General features: G+C 38.4%; 18 protein-coding genes. 3 read left to right on the forward strand and 15 right to left on the reverse strand.

The genetic code is table 11. The features are described from left to right. Positions 1–3: 3 nt before the first annotated feature. Positions 4–1,413, reverse strand: a complete 1,410-nt coding sequence (locus M948_RS27080) for a Na+/H+ antiporter NhaC family protein (RefSeq protein ID WP_021289538.1) — start codon at positions 1,411–1,413, stop codon at positions 4–6. A gap of 334 nt (positions 1,414–1,747) precedes the next feature. Between M948_RS27080 and M948_RS27085 the strand changes: the two genes are divergently transcribed. Further along, entirely contained in the window at positions 1,748–2,767 is a 1,020-nt protein-coding gene (locus tag M948_RS27085) for a DUF3231 family protein (RefSeq protein WP_021289539.1), read from the forward strand. A gap of 257 nt (positions 2,768–3,024) precedes the next feature. On the opposite strand, the gene lpdA is transcribed toward M948_RS27085, so the two are convergent. The 10 genes from lpdA to M948_RS27135 all read right to left on the reverse strand — a co-directional run bounded on the left by lpdA (position 3,025) and on the right by M948_RS27135 (position 12,781). After that, on the reverse strand, positions 3,025–4,398 hold the full coding sequence (gene lpdA / locus M948_RS27090; RefSeq protein WP_021289540.1) for a dihydrolipoyl dehydrogenase: 1,374 nt from the start codon (positions 4,396–4,398) through the stop codon (positions 3,025–3,027). Between the two features lie 10 nt (positions 4,399–4,408). Further along, a complete protein-coding gene (locus M948_RS27095) occupies positions 4,409–5,743 on the reverse strand; it encodes a dihydrolipoamide acetyltransferase family protein (protein WP_021289541.1) in 1,335 nt (444 codons plus the stop codon). Between the two features lie 12 nt (positions 5,744–5,755). After that, positions 5,756–6,739, reverse strand: a complete 984-nt coding sequence (locus M948_RS27100) for an alpha-ketoacid dehydrogenase subunit beta (RefSeq protein ID WP_021289542.1) — start codon at positions 6,737–6,739, stop codon at positions 5,756–5,758. Positions 6,740–6,751: 12 nt separating this feature from the next. Continuing rightward, positions 6,752–7,732: a thiamine pyrophosphate-dependent dehydrogenase E1 component subunit alpha gene (locus tag M948_RS27105; protein WP_021289543.1), complete on the reverse strand. Its 981-nt coding sequence runs from the start codon at positions 7,730–7,732 to the stop codon at positions 6,752–6,754. A gap of 154 nt (positions 7,733–7,886) precedes the next feature. Beyond that, on the reverse strand, positions 7,887–9,179 hold the full coding sequence (locus tag M948_RS27110; RefSeq protein ID WP_021289544.1) for an NAD(P)H-dependent oxidoreductase: 1,293 nt from the start codon (positions 9,177–9,179) through the stop codon (positions 7,887–7,889). 30 nt (positions 9,180–9,209) lie between these two features. Next, positions 9,210–9,581, reverse strand: coding sequence for a PTS glucitol/sorbitol transporter subunit IIA (locus M948_RS27115; RefSeq protein WP_021289545.1), 372 nt, complete (start codon positions 9,579–9,581; stop codon positions 9,210–9,212). Positions 9,582–9,727: 146 nt separating this feature from the next. Beyond that, complete coding sequence (locus M948_RS27120) at positions 9,728–10,780, reverse strand: PTS glucitol/sorbitol transporter subunit IIB (RefSeq protein ID WP_021289546.1); 1,053 nt, start codon at positions 10,778–10,780, stop codon at positions 9,728–9,730. Between the two features lie 27 nt (positions 10,781–10,807). Then, entirely contained in the window at positions 10,808–11,353 is a 546-nt protein-coding gene (locus M948_RS27125; RefSeq protein WP_021289547.1) for a PTS glucitol/sorbitol transporter subunit IIC, read from the reverse strand. Continuing rightward, entirely contained in the window at positions 11,341–11,739 is a 399-nt protein-coding gene (locus M948_RS27130) for a transcriptional regulator GutM (RefSeq protein WP_021289548.1), read from the reverse strand. The genes M948_RS27125 and M948_RS27130 overlap by 13 nt, the downstream gene beginning before the upstream one ends. Positions 11,740–11,833: 94 nt before the next feature. Beyond that, positions 11,834–12,781 carry a sugar-binding transcriptional regulator gene (locus M948_RS27135; RefSeq protein WP_021289549.1) on the reverse strand — a complete coding sequence of 316 codons (948 nt, stop codon included), beginning with the start codon at positions 12,779–12,781 and terminating at the stop codon, positions 11,834–11,836. Positions 12,782–12,986: 205 nt separating this feature from the next. On the opposite strand from M948_RS27135, the gene M948_RS27140 reads away from it, so the two are divergent. Continuing rightward, positions 12,987–14,639 carry a glycerol-3-phosphate dehydrogenase/oxidase gene (locus tag M948_RS27140; RefSeq protein WP_021289550.1) on the forward strand — a complete coding sequence of 551 codons (1,653 nt, stop codon included), beginning with the start codon at positions 12,987–12,989 and terminating at the stop codon, positions 14,637–14,639. A gap of 16 nt (positions 14,640–14,655) precedes the next feature. Continuing rightward, positions 14,656–15,693, forward strand: coding sequence for a zinc-dependent alcohol dehydrogenase (locus tag M948_RS27145; protein ID WP_021289551.1), 1,038 nt, complete (start codon positions 14,656–14,658; stop codon positions 15,691–15,693). Positions 15,694–15,785: 92 nt separating this feature from the next. Here the strand turns inward: M948_RS27145 and M948_RS27150 are convergent, their stop codons facing one another. From M948_RS27150 to M948_RS27165, 4 genes are all read right to left on the reverse strand, one after another. After that, positions 15,786–16,730 carry a sugar-binding transcriptional regulator gene (locus tag M948_RS27150; RefSeq protein WP_021289552.1) on the reverse strand — a complete coding sequence of 315 codons (945 nt, stop codon included), beginning with the start codon at positions 16,728–16,730 and terminating at the stop codon, positions 15,786–15,788. Positions 16,731–17,030: 300 nt separating this feature from the next. Beyond that, positions 17,031–18,293, reverse strand: a complete 1,263-nt coding sequence (locus M948_RS27155) for a TRAP transporter large permease (protein ID WP_021289553.1) — start codon at positions 18,291–18,293, stop codon at positions 17,031–17,033. Continuing rightward, complete coding sequence (locus M948_RS42740; protein ID WP_231378653.1) at positions 18,187–18,804, reverse strand: TRAP transporter small permease; 618 nt, start codon at positions 18,802–18,804, stop codon at positions 18,187–18,189. Before M948_RS42740 ends, M948_RS27155 begins: the two co-directional genes overlap by 107 nt. Before the next feature lie 75 nt (positions 18,805–18,879). Next, positions 18,880–19,896, reverse strand: coding sequence for a TRAP transporter substrate-binding protein (locus M948_RS27165; protein ID WP_231378654.1), 1,017 nt, complete (start codon positions 19,894–19,896; stop codon positions 18,880–18,882). Positions 19,897–21,571 lie beyond the last annotated feature (1,675 nt).

Below are 21,571 nucleotides of genomic sequence, written 5' to 3' on the forward strand. Positions count from 1 at the left end.
AAATTATCCGATTAATCCAAGTCCTAAATAGATTGCTAATCCAATGATTCCTACTACCATAGAATATGGAATTTGTGTGCGAACATGATCAATATGATCAACTGCCGCTCCAGTAGAAGCAAGTATCGTTGTATCCGATAGTGGGGAACAATGATCACCGAAAACTCCCCCGCCAGCTACTGCCGCTATCGTAGCTAATACTACTGTATCAATCTCTCCTCCTGCAAAACCAATAGCAAGTGGAACAGCAATCGGAATCATAATCCCAAATGTCCCCCAGGACGTACCAGTGGAAAAAGCGATCACAGCTGCCAATAAAAATGTAATTGCAGGTAACAACCCCGGATTAAGCCACGTTTCGGTTGTCTGAATTAAGTAATTGGCCGTACCCATCTGTTCACTTAAGGCATTAATCGTATAAGCAAAAACTAATATCATCACAGCAGGCATGATTCCCTTGATGCCATTTAAGGCGGTATCCATAATATCTTTCACAGGTATTCCTTGAATACGCATGATAATCCCTAGAAATATCACGGCAGCAAGAAATGCCTCCATCGTTTTTGCCGAACCAAGCCCAATATACGTACCAACTGCAATCGTTATAATCAGTAAAACCGGTAAAAAGAAATTCCAAGCAATACTAAGTAACCGATCATTAAAGTAAGGCTTAATATTTGTAAGTTCCTTTGATACTAATGGTGTTGAACCGTCTCGAACTAGCTTTCCTTCCTTGTGCGCACGCTCTTCTGCCTTTCTCATTGGACCAAAGTCTTTAATAATTCCTGAAGCGATTAATCCAACCAGTAGCACTGACAATACAGCATAAAAATTAAACGGAATCGACTTTGTAAATACATCCAGAGCATCAGCTTCATTCTGTATCGGTCCTAACCCAATTAATAACCCAGAAATAAATACCGCCCAACCGGTAATTGGAACAATAACGCTAACTGGCGCTGACGTAGAATCACAAATATAAGCAAGTTTCTCGCGAGACATTTTTACCTTATCGGTCACCTTTCTCATCGTTGATCCAACAAATACTGGGCTAAAGTAATCGCTAAAAAACACAAATAATCCCATAAACCACGTTGTTATCCCAATCCTCTTTTTTGATGCTTGCCTTCGTCCCACCAAATCAGCAAAGCTTTGGATCGCACCTGTACGTTGAAAAAAAGCAATTAAAATACCAATAAAAATCTCTAACAGAAAGATCCAAGAAAAACTTTCGTTACCCAATGCTTCCTTCATTAGATTTGGAAAACCAAGCAATCCTTCCCCCGCCAAAAATACCCCAACCAGACAGGCAATACCTAAAGATAAGATGGTATCCCTTGTCCAAAAAGCAAGCACAATTGCAATTAACGGAGGCAATACCGAAATAAATCCTAACGTTGAAGCACCATCCATCCTACCACCTCTAAAGTAAGCGTTTACATAATCATATGTTTGATAGGAAAGATGTAGAACGGAATAGTTACCTTGCTAAAAAACGAGAAAACATCGCTTCTCAAAAATGCCGTAATTATTGGGATCTAGTAAATTTTCGAAATGAATGATCGAGTTCTACTATTCGTTTTGATATATCATATCTAGTACGAAATACAATTTCACTTCTCAAAAAAATGCCCTGTATATTGTACAGAGCTCTCTATTCACTTAAAAGTTCTTCTTAAGTCACTACATAAAATACCTCATTTTGGAAATAGTAAACGTAAACGGCTGTTTTTCAGGAGGTAGTAATATGAATGAAAATAACGTCCATTTAACGTCTGGAGAAATTGCATCACTCTGGACAGCGTATATGAATGATAGTATGTCAAAATGTATTTTAGATTTTATGCTTAAACATATAGAGGATCAAGATATAAAGCCGATTATTCAACAAGCCCATGATATATCCATGAAACATATGGAACAATTAACAGCTATATTTGAAAGTGAGCAATTTGCCATACCGAATGGCTTTACCGAACAGGATGTAAATATGAATGCCCCATGGCTATTTACAGATGTCTTCTGTCTCACTTATGTAAATCATATGGCGAAGGTAGGAATGCTTGCATATAGTGGGTTTGTCTCCATGAGTGCTCGGCAGGATATAACTTCTTACTTTTCAAAAGGGCTGGCCGAGACCAATCAGCTTTTTCAGGACTCCCTTAAAATAGCGCTGCAAAAAGGTACAAACGCAAGACATCCTTATATTGAAGTTCCGAAAAGAGTAGAATATGTAGACAGCAAAAAATACCTAAGTGGTTTAAACCCGTTAAGCAATAAGCGACCGTTAAACTCTGTTGAGATTTCTCATTTATATATGAATATCATAACAAACTCAACTGGGATTAAACTATGCCTTGCCTTTGCTCAAACCTCCCCAACAAAGGACGTCCAAGATTTTATGATTCGGGGAAAAGATATCTCTCAAAAACATATTAAAATCTTTGTAGATACCCTACTGAAAGATGATATTGAAGCCCCTCATGTACCGGATGTAGGAGTGAGTGAATCGACAGCCTCCACCTTTTCCGATAAATTAATGATGTTTCATATGAGCTTACTCATATCCTCGGGAATTGGCAATTATTCCACAGCTGGTTCTGCAAGTCAACGAAGTGACTTAATGGTCAATTATGAACGATTATCATTTGAAGTTGCAAGGCTTGCCAAGAGTGGTGCAGATATTATGATTCAGAACAACTGGCTGGAACAACCACCAGGGGTTAAAGATCGTGAGAAGTTAGCAAGAAGTGAAGAAAAAAGCTGATCATACGTGGCGATCCCAAAACTTAGATTTTCACTCTTAACTTAGGGATCGCCACTAGTATTAAAAATATTGTTTACAGGTTATGGGTATCTAAACAAAAGACCTTAATTTATAATTAGAACCTTTTTCTACCGTTCAAAATGACTAATCTTACAAAAGTCCCCAATATGAAGAATTCTTAAAACAGTTCCATTTATATAGAGTTAACAAAAATAGACATTAGCAGAAGGAACCAGTAACTTCTATATTTTAAACTACTAATAATGAATGCCCTTTCCTAGCCAGGATGCTGCAGCTTCTGATAACCCTTCAGAAATAGTAGGATGTGGAAAGATCATGGAATCCACCTCTTCTACTGTTCCCTCTAAATGTATAAAGGAGGTTGCTTGACTGATCATTTCTGTCACATGTGTGCCCACCATCACGACACCTATTACTTCACCGTATTTTTTTTCAGCAATTAACTTCATAAATCCTGTATTCTCTCCAGCAGCAATTGCTTTTCCGTTTCCTGCCAGATCCACTTTTTTCGTCTTAACGTCATAACCCATTTCAATTGCCTTTGCTTCCGAAAGACCAATACTCGATATTTCTGGAAATGTATAGACACATCGAGGAACCGTTGCATCTACAACGGGGTTCCCTACAAGATGATCTACTGCTTTAATCCCTTCGTTACTTGCAGCATGAGCTAACTGGTAGCCACCAATTAAATCTCCAATGGCATAAATTCCATTAACAGATGTCTGCAGGTTGGAATCTGTTTTTACAAACTTTCCATTCATCTCTAGCGATAATGCTTCAATTCCAGTTATATTCGGTATTCTTCCTACACACATAAGCACGTGTTGTGTTGTAGTACTTTGTACTTTGCCTTTATGCTTCAATTCAACTTTCGTCCCACCATCTTCTTTAGCAAAAGAACTAATTTGAGTTTCCGTATGAATTTTGACCCCAGATTTTTTAAGTTGCTTCGCTAAGAAAGCACTCGCATCTTGATCTTCAGTTGGCAAAATGCGATCAGCCATTTCTATAATTTCTATTTTTGTACCCATACTATTAAAGATACAGGCAATTTCTAATCCAATCACACCACCTCCAACGATCACTAGGTGTTCGGGTAATTCTTTTATATCAAAGATGGTATCACTTGTACAATAGTCAATATCTCCAAGCCCTGGTAATTCTGGTACAAAGGGTTTTGAACCATTGGCTAGAATAATATATTCTGCAGATAGTTTCGATTCTTCTTGTTCAGATTTTACCGTAATTGATTTATCCTCTTTTACAAAGCCATAACCTTGATAAAAGGTTATCTTACTTTGTTTTAGTAACCGTTGTATTCCGCTTTTTAGTTGGTTAATCACCTTGTTTTTCCGTGACACCATTTGTTCCAATGAATAGTAAAAGGAGGAGACCTGTATACCATATTTATCGGCTTCCTTAATTTGGTTTAAAACTTCAGCGTGTTTCAGCATCGTTTTTGATGGGATACAACCACGATTTAAGCAAGTGCCACCAAGATCCCTTCCTTCTATGATGGCCACTTTTTTCCCTTCTTTTGCGGCTCGTATTGCTGCGACATAGCCTCCAGGACCAGCTCCAACGATCGCTAAATCAAATTTTTCCATTGTCTCCCCCCTAAACTAACAACCCAAATGGGTTTTCTAATCTTTCTTTCAATTCTGTTAGGAAAGCTGCAGCAGGGGCTCCGTCAATGGCTCTGTGATCAAATGATAAGCTTAGAACCATCATTGGTCTTATTTCAATCGATTTATCTCTAACAACCGGCTTGTCTGCCATTTGCCCCACACCCAAAATTGCTGTTTCAGGTGGGTTGATGATTGGAGTAAAGCCTTTAATTGCATACATGCCTAAATTGCTTATCGTAAACGTGCTTCCAGACATTTCAACTGAGTCCAATTTATTTTTTCTCGCTTTTGCTCCAAGTTCCTTACATGCAACTGTAAGTTCGGCCAGTCCTTTATCTTGTACATTTGGAACAGAGGGGACGATTAAACCGTTATCTACTGCCACGGCCAAACCTAGATTAACGGACTTATTATAGACAATCTCGTTATCTATTAATGCAGCATTTAATTTCCTATGATTACCAAGCACATGTGCTGTCGCTGTCATAATAATCTCTGTATAGGAAAGACGATAACCCGTTTGTTTTTCAATGATTGGCAGCAAAGATTTTCGAACCTCCACCACAGCTGACATATCTACCTCAGCTGTAAGAGTAACATGAGGGATAGATCGAGCACTTTCCAGCATTTTATCTGCGACTGCTTTACGAAGCCCTTTCAGTTTTACGTGTTCTAGTGGTTCCTGCGTGGTGGTCTCTACCTGCATACTAGAAGCTGAAAGTACATCCGACTTCGTAATCTTTCCATTTGAACCGGTACCTTGAACATTTTCCAGTGACACACCTTCTTTATCTGCAACTTTTCCAGCAAGCGGAGTGTGGCGAATAGACCGCGCTAATTCTTTAGATGATATGACATCCATTGCATGGATTCGCCCCTTAGGCCCACTTCCTTCTACTTCTTCAAGCATAATTCCCTGCTCACGGGAAACTCTCCTTGCTGCAGGTGTTGCTCTCACTTTCTCACCGTTTTCACAGTCTGCTTCTTTTTTCTCCCCAATCACAGAGGAAGTATCTTTCTCCTCTTGCTTATCGGTTTCGTTTTCTTCTGATTCAGGAACAGGTGCGGAATTCGGGACATTTTCGTCCGCTTCCCCAATATAGCCGATGATAGTGTTAACCGGTACTTCATCATCCACTTCATTGTATTTTTTTAGTAAAGTTCCTTCTTCATAGGATTCTACTTCTATATTTATTTTGTCTGTCATGATTTCAAATAACGGTTCCCCGACTTCTACTTCTTCGCCCTCTTCTTTAAACCATTGAAGCAAGGTACCAACTTCCATGGTACTACTTAACTTCGGCATAAAAATTTCCTTTGCCATCTGTCTCCCCCCTTATGCTCTATTTAGTGTTTCTTTGACTGCCTGCACAATGTCCTCTTTTTGTGGAACATGCATTCTTTCTAGCTCTGGGTTATATGGTACAGGGGATGGTGCACCACCAAGTCGCTTAATTGGAGCATCCAAGTAATCAAACGCTTCACTTTCTGCGATCATACTTGCAATCTCCCCACCATAACCACCGCGTTTTACGGCTTCATGAACAACCACAAGGCGGCCAGTTTTTGTCACTGATTTAATAATGGTTTCTGTATCTAGTGGTACAAGGGTACGCGGGTCAATGACCTCTACGTTAATCCCTTCCCTTTCTAGTTCCTCTGCTGCTTCTTGTGCTCTATGCACCATGATAGCAGTAGCTACTATTGTCACATCTTTTCCTTCACGCTTCACATCCGCCTGCCCAAGTGGAATATGATACTCTTCTTCTGGAACATCACCTTTTGTTTTATAAAGTAATTTATGTTCATAGAAAATAACAGGATTGTCATCATCCATCGATGCTTTTAATAACCCTTTTACATCATAAGCTGTCGATGGCTGCACAACCTTTAATCCAGGAATATGTGTTACCCATGCCTCTAAGCTTTGCGAGTGCTGGGCAGCTGCCCCTGTCCCTGAACCACTGGGAGTACGAAGCACCATTGGTACTTTTCCTTTCCCACCATACATATATCGTAATTTCGCTGCTTGGTTCACAATCTGGTCCATGGCAATTGTAATGAAGTCAGAGAACTGAAGTTCCATAATTGGTCGCATCCCTGTTAATGCCGATCCTACTGCTGTTCCAGCAATTGCTGACTCACTGATCGGGGTATTACGTATTCGCTCTGGTCCAAATTCTTCAAGCATTCCTCTTGTTACACCGAACGCGCCGCCATAAATCCCAATATCTTCTCCTAAAATAAAGACATCTTCATTTTTCCGCATTTCCTGACTCATTGCTTCTCTTACTGCTTCTAAATACGTTATTTCCCTCATTTGTCCCACTCCTTATGCATAGACATCTGTTAATAGATCTTCTTTACCAGGCATTGGACCTTCTTTTGCGAATGCTACAGCATTTTCAATTTCTTTCTTAGCTTCTTGCTTAAGTTCCTCTGCCTTTTCTTCGGTAATAAACCCTTCGTCAATTAGAACGTCTTTAAATCGTTTAATGGAATCCTTTGCTCTCCATTCCTTCTCTTCTTCACGTGTACGATATTTCTTAGCATCACTTTTTGAGTGACCTTTCCATCTATATGTTTTTGCTTCAATCAATGTCGGACCCTGTCCGCTACGTGCCCGTTCTACCGCTACATTGCTTACATTCATAAGTTCAATCATATCTGTACCATCAACAACAACTCCAGGAAAGCCATAAGAATCAGCACGTGTGGCAATATCAGGGATTTTCACCATATCCTTTACCGCACCAGACATTCCGTACTGGTTATTTTCACAAATAAAGACGACTGGCAAATTCCAAACGGCAGCTAGGTTTAATGCTTCATGGAAACTTCCTTCATTCGTTGCACCATCTCCAAAATAACAAACCGTCACATAGTTTAATTTTTTCATAGAGGATGTTAAAGCAGAACCAACTGCCAAAGGGATACCTCCACCAACAATTCCATTTGCACCAAGGTTCCCTTTTTCTACATCGGCAATATGCATAGAGCCACCTTTTCCTTTACAATAGCCTGTTGCTCTACCAAAAAGCTCTGCCATCATTCTGTTAATGTCTGCACCCTTAGCAATACAGTGACCATGCCCTCTATGTGTACTTGTAATTTTATCTTCATCTCTAAGCACTGCACACGGACCTGATGCACTTGCTTCTTGTCCAACCGCTAAATGGGTTGTACCGTGTATTAGTCCTTTTGCGAAAAACTCATCTACCTTTTCATCAAAAAAGCGAATGAGCCACATTTGTTTATATAGACCTATTAATTTTTCGTTTGTAACATTCTCTGGTAAAGATAGCTTTGTCATATTCACAGCCCCTTTTACATTTGTTCTTAATAGTTACATTTGTAACAAGAATACCAATAAGTAATAAAAACGTCAAGAAAAAATAAAAGCGTTTTCTTACCTAATAAAAGAAAAGCCTCTACACAGTATATAGTTGTGGAGAGGCTTTTCTTTTCTAAAAAAAATCTTTATCCTGGATAGCACGAAGCTTCCAAATTGTTGTTTCTTTTGTTTGTAAAATATCATCATACGTGATGATATTTCCTTTTTTAATCGATTTCTTCAGTTGCACGTTCTGATCAATTAATCCTAATGGTAAAGCGTTCATTTCTTTGGCTTCAGAGGCTTTTAACAGCTTTCCGTAAACGGTAAATCCGCCAATGTTATCTAGGTACTCTCCTTCTTCCAAATCCTTTTTCGCTACTGTTACCGTTTCGCCCTGCAATCCATGATATGGTGCAATTGTTGGCTCATGATCAAAATAAGCTTTTGCAATAGAAAGAGGCGTCTCTAAGCTTGTTAAATGGTATGGCCGATAAAGCACGTAGTTTGGCCCATCCCCCATTTTAAGATACTTCATTTCCGCATTCACTTCGTCTTTATCTGAAGCAATGATTGCAAATACACCTGGTGCAATCCCGTTAACAAAATCAACCACTTTTTTACTACTTACTTTACCGCCTTTGCTCTCTTCAAGAAATAATTCAGGAAGCTCAGAGACAGATCCACTAAATCCATGCATTCCAGGCTTGTCTGGAAGGAACCCTGTAGCGTTTGCAATCGCATTCATCTCCACCATTGTTTTGGTGCCGTCTTGGAAGGACGCTAACATTTTTGGACTAGAACCTTTGGATAATGCCTCTCCCTCAGCAGTAGCTGGGTTCGCCTCCAAATTGAGCGGGTTGTTTTTGCCTTTTCCTAATGCGACTATTTCAAATCCCATTGCATCGGCAAAGTCATAAAGCTCCATAATGGCGCCAGGCTCATCTCCTGCAGAACCTGTATACACAACGCCTGAAGCATCCGCCATTTTCTTCAATAAGGGTCCTATTGTTACATCTGCTTCAACATTTAGCATGACAATATGCTTCCGGTTTAAAATAGAATCCCATGCGATTTCTGCTCCTATATTTGGTACACCGGTTGCATCTACGACAACATCAACTTCTTCTAGCGATGTTACAAGCTTCATATCAGCTGTCGCAATAACTTGATTATGTTTTAAAGCTATAGTGGCTTTATCCTTGTCATCTGTAACTATGACATTTGATGATTCAATTCCTGCATGAGTATAGGCATTCTTTATGTTATCTACTCGCAAATCAGCTGTAACAACAACGCGCATCCCTTTCATACCCTCTATCTGGGAAATCATCCCTCTCCCCATCTGTCCTGCACCTATAAGCCCTACTTTTATATATGAACCTTTATTTTCTAGTCTTTGCAGTTTTCTATTTAAGCCAAGCATCTTTCTCCACTCCTCACATTTGAATTCTATCTATCTTCTAAATGATATAACAGTATTTTCATTAATCGGAGGGATCGTTTTATTTTCTAAACAAACCGTTCCTGGCATGTCTGAATGAGACTCACCATTAAAGTGAAAGGTTGCGTGGCCTAAATCTGCCAATGTTTCATTTGCTTTATCTCCTACAAACAACACCTGAAAGACTTCCTTATCAATCACCATTTCATCCCCTGCTTGTAATGCTATCGCCAGGCCTCCTCCATCATGAACAATAGCAATTTCTTTTAGATCATTGGGAACACTGCTGTTAAAAAGAATGATCATGTTTTCCTCAAACATTAATTCGGCGTCTGGACCGACCTGAACAACGTTTACGTCTACAGAAGGTTTGGTCATTTCCATTTTCTCTCTCCTTAATTTCTAGTCTATTATCTTAACTACATCTTAGAAATATAATTACAAATGTAACAATTAGTAACATTTGTAATTATAAGGCGTTTTCTTTTTCAGGTCAACAGATATATCTTAAATGAATGAAAATTGTGTTTTTAGCTATATAAACCAAAACTAGCAAAATATGCGATTACGACTGCTGCTGGTCCTGTAATCAGCCTTGAAAAAAGAACTGCAGGTACGCCTACTTCTACTGTTTCTGGATCTGCTTCTCCAAGCGTCAAACCAACTGGTACAAAATCCGTTCCTACTTGAGGGTTAATTGCAAACAATGCTGGCAGAGCCATTTGTGGAGGGATATTTCCATTTCCAATTTCCACACCTATTAACACACCAACAACCTGTGCGATAACAGCTCCAGGCGCAAGCAACGGAGAGATAACCGGTATGGAAGCAATTAATGATAGAATTAACATCCCTATTAAACTAGTCGCCATCGGAGCAACAAATTCAGCAATAATATCACCAATACCGGTATAGTTAATAATCCCAATAAGCGCACTTACAAATGCCATAAATGGTAAAATATTTTTTATAATCGTATCAATCGTATCTCGACCAGATTGGAAAAAGATACTAACAACATTTCCTACTTTATTTCCAAGCACTTCGATGAACCTCATAATAGGATTCTTTTTGCCCTTGTGCAGCTTCTGCTGGGCCACTGTCTCTTTTGCTTGTTGTTTTTTTTGCTGGGCAACATCCTTATCAAGTAGAGAGCTTTCTTGTGGTGTTGGATCTTGTGATTTGTCTATTGCAGCTGCTGCATCTGAGTTATCTGTGGACGCTATTTGCGCAACTTCCACACCAGAAACAAAGTTATCTTCATTTATAAATTTCATAAGCGGGCCAGATGGGGAATTACTAAATGTGTTCACTGTTTTAATCCCCAGTCGAGGATAGACACCACTTCTTGCCGTTCCACCACAATTGATAACAGCGGCAGCCACTTCTTCATTTGGAATAGACTTTTCAAAACCATCAACAGCTATCCCGCCAGTACGATCTGCTATCTCTTGTGCTACTGGGTGGATTCCTCCACCGGTCACCGATAAAATATATTTTTGATTATCTGTAGGTGCAATGATCAAAGGTCCTCCCCATCCAGACGGCCCTTTTGATATTTTAACAGCTTTATATTCACTCATTGATAATACGCTCCTTTCCCAACTAAGTTAAGATGCAACATTTGCTTCTGCATTCTTCGCTTTGTTTTTGATCATACGGTCTGTAATAATCTCTGTTACTAAACCTCTAAGCAGCATTACAACAATACCAACAAGTAGAAAGCGTAATGCCAACGGTCCTAAGGATAAACCAAGCGACGTGATTCCTGCCGAAACACCCATATATACAAACAACTCAGCTGGATTAGCATGTGGGAAAAGCCCTGTTACTGGATGAACAAAAGAAACAGCGGAATCATAAAAAGCGGGCTTCTGTTTTTCAGGTAAAAAGCGACCAAACGTATAGCACATTGGGTTAGTTAAGAAGAAAACGGCGATAAACGGAAAAACGGTATACCTTAAAATAAAATACTTCGTACACTTTTGAGCAAAAGCATTAACCCTCTCTTCCCCAACGAATTTTATTACAGCATTTACAGCTGTAATAAGAACTACCAATAATGGAATAATCCCTGTCACTAGGTCTACAAATTGTTTCCCGCCAGCCTCAAACATTCCAATAAATCCTTCAGCTAATGAAATTAAGAAATCCATGCTTTATTCCCATCTCCTTTGTTCACTTCTTTTTTAATCATATCAATTGCACCTTGTAATGCATTTCTTTCTTTTATGGACAAAAATTCTGCTTCCTTGCTTGAATCTAACTGCATTCCAATAAGTTTGCTCATATTACGGAATCTAGCAAAAACAGTAAGCCCTTTCATCACCTGTGCTTCTACAATATTCATTTCTTCATCACACACAATCAGCATAAGAGCACCTGTGCCTAGCGTTTTTTTGTAGTAACCTGTACCGAGATAGCCTACTTTCCGCTTGGCAAATTCTTTTATATTTGCTCTGTAATGCTTCACCTGTAGCTGTGTTAACAAAAACTGTAATGCCCAAATTCCGGCAAACACTAATATAAATGTCCCCCACACGTTAACCCCGCCTTTACACTTGTAAATTATTATGACGTTTGTAAACATAATAAAACGCTTACATATTATTGTCAATAATTTTAGACAATTTATTTTAAGATCCGTTTTCTAAAAGTAATTCTGCTGTCTGATCATCCATAACTAATGTCGTCAATATCCCTGCTTCCAAAGCCACTCTTAGGCTCTCCACTTTGTGTGCACCTTGTACAATGGTAATTACTTCCGGAATATTTTTTAAATCCTCAAGACAAAGCCCAATCTGTCTATCATTTAGAGAATGTTTAATCAGTTCACCTGCTGCATTGTAAAAATTGGAATTTATATCCCCGACTGCCTCTGTTTCCTGCAATGTCTGGATATCATATTCATTTAAATAGCCCATCTCTTTCATCGTTGCCTGAATAATAGGATGTCCAACTCCTACGACTGCAATATCCACTTTCTTCCCCTCATCTAAGACTTCTGCAACATCTTTAGAAGCAACAATTTCTTTCTTAAATTCTGTGGTTTCTGCGACCGCTGGTGCGTACAGATAGGAGGAACGCGTGTTTAATTTTTGCGCCAACTCGAATGTTAAATGGTTAGAATGATAATGGATAAAGGATTGCCCCATTCCTCCGATCAATGGAATAATATGGATGTGGTTCTTTTCCATGTGAGGAAAAGCTTCGACCATAGCTTGCATAGACTTCCCCCAGGAAATCCCGACTGTCTTAACTTCGTCTAACCTTTTGGATAAATAATTCGCAGCTGCTTTACCAAGTTGACTTTGTGTTTTCTCTTTATTTCCTTTTTTTCCAGCGATAATTAAGACTTCCTTCAGACCATACCTTTTCTCTAGTTTCATTTCTAATTCTACTGTAAGAGCTGTTTCATCTTTTATATAGATTTCTACTATATTTTTCTCCCTTGCCTGCTTAAGGGCTTTCGAAATAATAGGCCGTGATAGACCTACTTTTTTAGCAATTTGATTTTGCGTCCATCCTTCTAAATAATATAACTTTGCAATTTTCACAATGAATTTACGTTCTTTCGTATCCACCTTTTGTCCCCCTTAAACGTCTTTAATCCATGATGCTACTAGATTACCACAAATTCTATATATTGGAAGCTACTCAAATTTTATCACCATATCTTTGTAAGCCCTTTATTGACTAAAAATTTCAACAACGTTATACTAAATTGAGTGATTTTACGTATGATACCATATTGAACAATTGTAAAAAAGATAAAAAGGAGATGCACGAATGAAAACAGAAACCTTCTCAACTATGTCTCGTGATGCCATAGTAAAAAGAATGGAAGAAGATCATTTCGATGTATTGGTTATCGGTGGCGGTATAACTGGGAGTGGAATTGCGTTAGATGCCGTAACAAGGGGATTAAAAGTTGCGCTTATCGAAAGAAAAGATTTTGCTTCAGGCACAAGCAGTCGTTCTGGAAAGTTAATCCACGGGGGACTAAAATACTTACAAAACTTTGATTTCACTGTTGTAAAAGAAACAGGACGCGAAAGAGCGATCGTTTATAACAATGCTCGACATCTTGTATACCCAATTAAAATGAATTTTCCATTAGTAAAGAAAGAATCTTATAATCTCGTAACATTAAAAGCAGGTCTGACTCTATACGATCGACTTGCAGGCGTAAAAAAAGAGGAAAGACATACCATCTATTCCAAGAAAAATACGTTAAAGAGAGAACCCTTATTTAATAAAGATACTGTGCAGGGTAGCGGGGAGTATGTAGAGTATCGAACAGATGACAGTAGACTGACAATGGAAGTAGCAAAAACAGCCGCCGAAGCTGGTGCCTTAGTTTTGAATTATACAGAAATGACAGAATTTTTGAAGGATGAACACAACCAGGTAAAAGGAATCGTTGCCAGAGATTATATTGGAGCGCGGACCTTCACTGTTAGAGCAAAACATGTTGTAAATGCTGCTGGACCTTGGGTGGATGAAATAAGAAAAAAAGATCGACCAATTGAGGGAAAATACATGGTGCTTGCAAAGGGTATCCATCTTGTTTTCCAATATCGCGATCTACCTGTTTCTTCCTCCATTTATTTTCAACATAAAGGTAGAATGATTGCAGTTATTCCAGTGGGAGACAGGACCTATGTAGGGTCAACTGAATCTATCTATAGCCAGGATATGGATGATATTCATGTCAACAAGTCAGAAGTAACCTATTTGTTAGGATGTCTTCACGATATGTTCCCAGATGTGAACTTAAAAGAAGAAGATATTACGTCAAGCTGGGCTGGAATTCGTCCGCTTATCGGAGAACAAGAGAAATCTCCTTCAGAGCTCTCAAGGCATGATGAGATTTTTGAATCTGATACAGGACTCGTTACAATCGCCGGGGGAAAACTAACTGGTTACCGTAAGATGGCTGAAAGGGTTTTAGCCCATATTGAAGCCAAAACCACCACTAAATCAAATGGAACGAATACAACTTCTGTTAAACTTTCAGGAGGCAAATTTGACTCTAGTGAAGAGATAAATCAATATGCGAGAAAGCTACACGGAATGTATCATGATCTTAAGTTAACTGAAAAAGAAATCATGGACTATGTTCTACGTTATGGATCTAATACGGAGAAACTATTAAAGCTAATAAGTGAGCTCGATTCTATTTATGCTAAGAAGGAAGAACGGGATGTCCTTGCTGAGCTCCATTATACCCTTCAGTTTGAGATGGTAGCATCGTTAGCAGATTTTTATGATCGTCGCACAAGCTACCTCCTTTTTGATCTAGAAAAAGTAAAAAGGTCACTACCTTATGTTACACAAGAGATGGCAACAATACTTCATTGGGATAAAGAAAGGGAAGAGGAAGAAAGACGTGAAATGAATTACTTCATTACAAAGGCAGTGACATTTAAAGATGTGTAAAAGGGGGGGACACAAAATGAAAGCAGTCGAACTTACCGGGAAAAAGCGTTTAACACTGACGGAACGTGATCTTCCCGGTATTCAGGAAGATGAAATATTACTAAAGGTTCATGCTGTAGGTGTATGTGGATCTGATCTGCGAATTTATCAAAATGGGGATGATCGAGTAGACTATCCACGGATCACCGGACATGAAATTGCAGGAGAAATTGTAGATATTGGACCTAGAGTTTCCCGCTTTCAATTCGGGGATCGAGTAACACTTGGCGCGCACATGCCTTGTGGCACATGTCATTATTGCCAGGCAAATGAGGGCCACCATTGCGTAGAAGGTCGGTCCATGGGCTATCAAGTTGATGGTGGTTTCGCTGAATATATTGTTTTGCCAAGCCTATTTATTCAAAATGGATCTGTTCAGCGCATCGCTGATACGACATCTTACCAGCTTGCCTGTCTTTCCGAACCGTTTTCCTGTGTGTTAAGCGGGCTACAGGAAATAGAAGTACATGCGGGGGAAACAGCAGTTGTTTACGGAGCGGGAGCAATCGGTTGTATGTACATTGCCGCATTAAAACGAATGGGTGCTGCTAAAGTAATCGCAGTCCAGCGCTCAAAAGAAAGGCAGAAGAAGGCACTAGAAATTGGAGCGGATATTGTCATTGATCCAAATAATGAAAACACGATGGATAGGGTGATATCTGAAACAGGAGGACTCGGTGCACATGCTGTAATTGTAACAGCTCCCTCGCCAGTAGTTCAAAATGAAGCATTAATGCTTGCCAGAACAACAGGGCGTGTGCTGTACTTTGCAGGAATTAAAGGTGTTACCGATATGCCAGTAAATACAAACCCAATTATTTATAAACAGCTAAAAGTAGTGGGAACTCATGGTGCTCCGAGACATCTACACATGGAAGCAGTAAAATGGATTGATGAAGGCTTTATTGATTTTTCCTTTTTTATTACACACACCTTCCCATTAGAAGAAACACAGAATGCATTTGAAACAGCATTGAGCAAAGAAGGATTAAAATCTATTGTTATTCCTACCTAAAATAAAAATGCCGGACGAACCATTTACTATTGCATAGCATTCGATTCGCCCGGCTTTTCTATTAACAAAATTCTTTATCATTGCATTTGTTTCTAGTCTTCTACCAATTCCTGTGCAGTTCGATCATCTGTAATGAGGACATTTAAGTATCCGCCCTGCAGTGCAGATTCTATACTTTCAAGCTTATAAGAGCCCTCTACTATTCCGACAACCTCTGGTATTTTGCGTATCTCCTCTAAGGTAAGACCGATGACCTGATTATTCAGGGGATGGTCTACTTCCTCACCCACAGCGTCAAAAAACTTCGAACTAATATCGCCTACCGCACCTGCTTTTCTTAAGGATGTTAAATCGTGTTCATTAAGATAACCAATTTTTTCCATCGTAGATGTTTTGTAAGGATTCCCTAGACCAACTATGGCCATATCTACATTTCTTCCTTCTTCAAGCACATAGGCAATATCCTTAGAATTAACAAGACGTTCTCTTAAATCCTGACTTTCTACCATAGCTGGTGCATAAAGATAGGAGCAAGAAGCATTCATTTTTTGCGCTAAGTTAAAGGACAGCTGGTTGGAATGTAAATAAACATAGTTACTTCCCATTCCACCAACAATTGGCACAATATGAATATCGTTGCGACGCTCATATGGGTATTCCTCTACAAGGGATAATAGGGTTGATCCCCAGGAAATCCCTAAACTTTTAACATTCGTGAGATGATTGGATACATAAGAGGCAGCAGTTTGACCAAGTTGTCGTTTGGCCATTTCAGGTGCGAATCCTGCTGTAGAAACAACAATCACTTCATTTAAACCATACTTTTTTTCGAGTTGCTGCTCTAAATCCACCGTATGGGATGTTTCATCTTTAATATAAATCTCCACAATTCCTTCTTTTTTTGCTGTGTTTAACAGTTTGGAAATTACCGGTCTGGAAACGTTATGTTTATTTGCAATTTGTTGTTGTGTCCAACTATCAAAATAATATAGCTTTGCTACTTTCACCATTAATCTTCTATCTTCCCAATTCAGCATAAAATCTCTCTTCCCTTTTATATTACATATGTTCACTAATTATACATATGTATGTATCATAAACTTACTCTTAAAAACTGTCAAGGGATACTCAAGGAAAGTATAACGCTGACTATTCCACCCAGAAAAGCCTGTTCTTTCTCCTGTCGTTTCCTTCTTTATCCGCTCCTAGTAAGGTAACTCCGTGAAATGTTTCATTCAATGGCACTTGCAAGGTATAAGACATAGTAGATGTGTCAGCTTGAAATCCTGTTGGGTTAGTTTTTTTTAATCAATTCGGTGTGGCAAACCTTCAGCTGCTTAATCAAATACATTCAATAAGAATAGTGATATTTCAGGTATATACGCTATAACAAGCAAGGTAAATATCATAACAAGAATAAACGGAACGGTACTTTTAATTACCTCGGTTAATGATACTTTACTAATCCCCGAAGCTACAAATAAATTTAGCCCAAACGGAGGTGTGATCATGCCAATAGAAAGAGCAACAATCATAATAATTCCAAAATGGATCGGATCAATCCCAAGTTCGAAAACCATTGGCAAAAATAACGGAACAAAAATTAATACTGCCGCACTCGTATCCATAAACATTCCTACCAGCAGCAAAATGACTATAACAAGTAATAAGAAAACCACCTCAGTGTTGGCATACTCAAGAAAAACAGATGCGAGATTGGCAGGTATTTGCTCATAGGTTAGATACCAACTAAACACATTAGATGCCGCAATAACAAGCATGATCATCGAAGAAGTTATAACCGATTTCTTCGTAACATCGATGATCCTTCGCACTGTCAATTCCTTATAGACAAACAACCCAATGATTAGACTGTAAAAAATTGCAACAGCGGCAGCCTCTGTCGGAGTAAAAATCCCAAAATAGATGCCTCCTAAAACAATAACAGGAAGCAATATTCCCCAAATGGCTGAGATAAATGATTTTCCAACCGCTCCAAGACTCGCCCTTCCTTCTGGTTTAAATCCTTCCCTTTTTGAAATGATATAACTGACAATGATCAGGACCAAACCAATAAAAATTCCCGGAGCGATTCCAGCAAGGAATAAATCACTAATGGAAACCTCTGCAGAAGAGCCATAGACCAACAGCGTGATACTAGGCGGAATGATAATACCCAATGTTCCAGCAGTTGTCATTAAACCGATTGCGAATTTCCTTGAATATCCAGCATCATTTAACGAAGGAATCATTAATCCACCGATGGCAGCTACCGTAGCAGGGCTAGAACCTGAAAGTGCGGCAAATAGCATAGAAGACATAACCCCTGCAATTGGTAATCCACCCGTCGTCCAGCCTACTAGCTTTTTAGCAAAATCAATTAATCTCCTCGACGTTCCGCCAGCAAGCATCAAATCTCCAGCAAAGATAAAAAAAGGAATGGCCATCAGAGTAAAGGAATCTATTCCCGCAAAAATGGTTCTAGAGAATACATCAATCGAAACTCCCTGTTGCATCATGGCTACAAAACTCGCTAAGCCTATTGCTACGGCAATCGGTGCTCCAATAATTAATAGAAGAACAAAAATAACGATAATCATTCCTTCTTTCCCCCTTCTGTAACTGGAGGATTTCCATTGGAATTATTTTTTTTGTAGCATCTTTTATTAGTAATTGTAGAAAACGAATGAACATTAATGAACCGCCTACAGGAAGCGCCAAATATGGGATAAACATCGGAATACCTACAGCAGGTGTTACATTCCCAAATTCGATTACATTGGAAACCGTAATCGATCCAGACCAGATAAGAATGACACTAAAGATCATTCCTATCACGCTCGCTAATATCGAACATAGCCTCTTTAGTATGTACGGCAGATATGTAACCACCGCATCAACTGTCGCATGTGCCTTCTCTCTTACTGCTATACTGCTCCCCACTAAAATAAACCAAATAATAATATACCTTGAAACCTCTTCAGACCAGACTAAGGATATATTAAAAGCATATCGAAGTACTACTTGAAGGAAGACCAGTAAAGAAGCAATGAGAAGAGAAAGCACTGCCACGTACTCCTCCAAGTGATCTAATAATTTATTTATTCTCATTTACATGCTCCTTTTGAATCAATTAAAGAAAAAAGGGAAAGAACGGCCTCAACCGCTCTAATTTTAGTTTGGCAATTATTGATCGACCGCATTTAGCAATTCCTTACTACCATCCAACTTATTAAATTCGTTATATACGCTTGACATTGCATCCTTAAAGGCTGCCTTCTGCTCCGGACTCAGTTCGTTGATTTGAATATCTGTTTTATTTAATTTTTTTAGATAGGCCTCTTCATCACGCTTCGATTCTTCCCACTGCCATTCCGTCACTTCCTTTGAAACTTCATCTACAGCTGCTTGTAGTTCCTCAGGCAGCTTTTGATAAAATTTACTGCTGATTACAAGTGGATACGCCATATAACCATGACTACTTAGCGTAAGATAATCCTGCACCTCATAAAACTTCTTACTAACAATATTGGATAGTGGATTTTCCTGACCATCTACTGTACCAGTTTGCAAAGCAGTATATAACTCAGAAAAATCAATGGACACTCCACCTGCATGAACTGCCTGAAACTGGGAGATTAGAAGCGGACTTTGTGAAACTCTCATTTTTAGCTGATTCATGTCCTTCGGTGTTTCAATTGGATGTATGGAATTCGTCAAATGCTTGAATCCACCGTCCCAGAAACCTAATAAATGCATGCCTTGCGATTCTAATTTTTTTCCTAGAATATCCCCTAATTTACCATTCGTTGCTTTAAAGGCATGATCTCGATTCTCAAATAAAAAAGGAAGATCAAACACTTCAAATTCTTTTACAAAGGTAGGTAAAACACCTGTAAATGGTGCGTTCATTTGCACAGTACCAGACTGCATCTGTTCAATTATTTCACGATCACTTCCGAGTTGAGAATCTGGATAGACTTCTACTTTTATTTGCCCATCGGTTCTTTTTTCAATAAGTTCACCAAATTTTTCTGCCGCTTTCCCTTTTGCAGTAGATGGACTTACCACATGAGCGAATTTGATAGTATATTCTTGACCATCTCCTTCACTAGAAGCCGATTCCCCATTGCTGCACCCAGCCAAAAGCAAAACAATCATTAAGCTACCAATCACCCAATTAAAAGCAATTTTTTTCATCATGCATCCTCCCCCATTTTCATTATTAATCATGAACATCCACAATTGTAATCGCGCATGATTTCATGAATCCCGACGATCCGCGAAAATCCTCCATCAATTTTATCCTGTTATCCTGTTGAATAGAAATTGATTGTTGTAACTAGCAACGACTGAGCAGTGGTAAGGAAATAGTTTTCTTTAAACCATTCTTCGACATATTTTGTAAGCGCATTCATTTTTCTGCTTCGTTTAGTGTAAACGTAAAAATAATTACAAGCTGAAAACTAATTCGATCCGTCTTTTATTCCTAAATCCATCAATTGATCGCCGCCGTGAATCATTTATTACCCTAATCATAGAGCGTTCATCTTTACACGTCTTATTAATCCAAGAATTAAATTCTCAATTTCGGAAATCAAATAAAATACAAAAGTAAAAACTACTTGTCCATCATTTACAAATGTATGACTCACTTCGTATAGTATTCAACTTCTCTCTTTAAATTTTATTCGCTTTATGAAATCTTTTTGTTCTATAACAAAAACAGGTAATTATATCCAATTCTGGAGGGTCAGGTTTGTTTGATGATGAAAGCATTACAGATTTTAAGAAATTAAGAAATCAAAGCACACTGATGTAAGGCAAAACAAAAAGGCGATTCAATATAGGAGAAGTCGTAGATGGTACTATTAATGGTGTCATAGGTGGAATAAAAGTTGTTGTAGATGGAGTAACTGACTTCGCAGTAATACCTATATCCAGTCTTTATTCAGGCTTATAATGGTGTTGTTACCTCATCATATTTGCTTTAATCATAGTGAGTATAATAGGGGAAAGAATATATCATAAGCTAACAAAATTTCTTATCTGCTATAATATACGGAGTCAAGAGATGGTGCAGGAGATAAAACACGAAATGGATTAAGATAATTAATAATCCTATAACTGAAAAGAAAAATACATATGTTCTTACAGAAGGATTCATTTCTTTTTAAAGGCTAACTGTATTGTTATTCTTACCGTCTTTCTATTTCTAATTAATTATCCTTCTTGGAATTGGGATTGGCACCATGATCTATTGGTTTTTTGCTTTTTCCCCAACCTTTTCTAGTTTTATTAGCATTCGCTGCAGCTTTTCGAAAAAGGAGCAATAAACATTTGTATTCATTCGAACAAACAAAAAATTCATGGGTTGGCTCTGTACATGCCATTATTTTTTATATTCCTCTTTTCCCTAATTTTCCTGGGGGCAGAACTTCCTTTCCCTAGTACAATTTTGTTTTTGATTATTACCACGAGTTTTATGGTTGCAGCTTTTTCAATTATCTTTCATCCATTTACTATAGGAGTCTATGTCTATGGAGCAAATGTTTTTAGAATGCCAGACAAAAATAGATTTTGTATTTAAATATATTGTTATTTTTACTTCAGGTATTAACTATCATATACAAAAGTTATTACAACCGTTTTGCCGCTTTTGTGGAATAAGTTATTAGCTATACTGTTTGTTATTGTTTTACTCTGGCAGTTATTTGGCGTTATTTCCATTTTTAGTAATTAAATAATAGATAAGCGTTCAGTTCTAGATGCAGAATTTAAAGTATAATAGTGTACTTCTCTAAATTTATATAAGCCACATATTATCAAAAATAAACCTTTACAAAATTAATAGAAATACGGCGTTTTATAGAAAGAA

The sequence above is a fragment of the Virgibacillus sp. CM-4 genome (genome assembly GCF_000445495.1).
Lineage (GTDB): Bacteria > Bacillota > Bacilli > Bacillales > Amphibacillaceae > Virgibacillus > Virgibacillus salexigens.

Bases quoted from the DNA above. Each gene is read 5' to 3' on its own strand.
- lpdA (WP_021289540.1), bottom strand. From the start codon at position 4,398: ATGGAAAAATTTGATTTAGCGATCGTTGGAGCTGGTCCTGGAGGCTAT.
- M948_RS27080 (WP_021289538.1), bottom strand. From the start codon at position 1,413: ATGGATGGTGCTTCAACGTTAGGATTTATTTCGGTATTGCCTCCGTTA.
- M948_RS27115 (WP_021289545.1), bottom strand. From the start codon at position 9,581: ATGGAAATGACCAAACCTTCTGTAGACGTAAACGTTGTTCAGGTCGGT.
- M948_RS27110 (WP_021289544.1), bottom strand. From the start codon at position 9,179: ATGCTTGGCTTAAATAGAAAACTGCAAAGACTAGAAAATAAAGGTTCA.
- M948_RS27105 (WP_021289543.1), bottom strand. From the start codon at position 7,732: ATGACAAAGCTATCTTTACCAGAGAATGTTACAAACGAAAAATTAATA.
- M948_RS27155 (WP_021289553.1), bottom strand. From the start codon at position 18,293: ATGATTATCGTTATTTTTGTTCTTCTATTAATTATTGGAGCACCGATT.
- M948_RS27150 (WP_021289552.1), bottom strand. From the start codon at position 16,730: ATGCTGAATTGGGAAGATAGAAGATTAATGGTGAAAGTAGCAAAGCTA.
- M948_RS27145 (WP_021289551.1), top strand. From the start codon at position 14,656: ATGAAAGCAGTCGAACTTACCGGGAAAAAGCGTTTAACACTGACGGAA.
- M948_RS27100 (WP_021289542.1), bottom strand. From the start codon at position 6,739: ATGAGGGAAATAACGTATTTAGAAGCAGTAAGAGAAGCAATGAGTCAG.
- M948_RS27085 (WP_021289539.1), top strand. From the start codon at position 1,748: ATGAATGAAAATAACGTCCATTTAACGTCTGGAGAAATTGCATCACTC.
- M948_RS27140 (WP_021289550.1), top strand. From the start codon at position 12,987: ATGAAAACAGAAACCTTCTCAACTATGTCTCGTGATGCCATAGTAAAA.
- M948_RS27125 (WP_021289547.1), bottom strand. From the start codon at position 11,353: ATGGATTTCTTAATTTCATTAGCTGAAGGATTTATTGGAATGTTTGAG.
- M948_RS27095 (WP_021289541.1), bottom strand. From the start codon at position 5,743: ATGGCAAAGGAAATTTTTATGCCGAAGTTAAGTAGTACCATGGAAGTT.
- M948_RS27165 (WP_231378654.1), bottom strand. From the start codon at position 19,896: ATGATGAAAAAAATTGCTTTTAATTGGGTGATTGGTAGCTTAATGATT.
- M948_RS27120 (WP_021289546.1), bottom strand. From the start codon at position 10,780: ATGAGTGAATATAAAGCTGTTAAAATATCAAAAGGGCCGTCTGGATGG.
- M948_RS42740 (WP_231378653.1), bottom strand. From the start codon at position 18,804: ATGAGAATAAATAAATTATTAGATCACTTGGAGGAGTACGTGGCAGTG.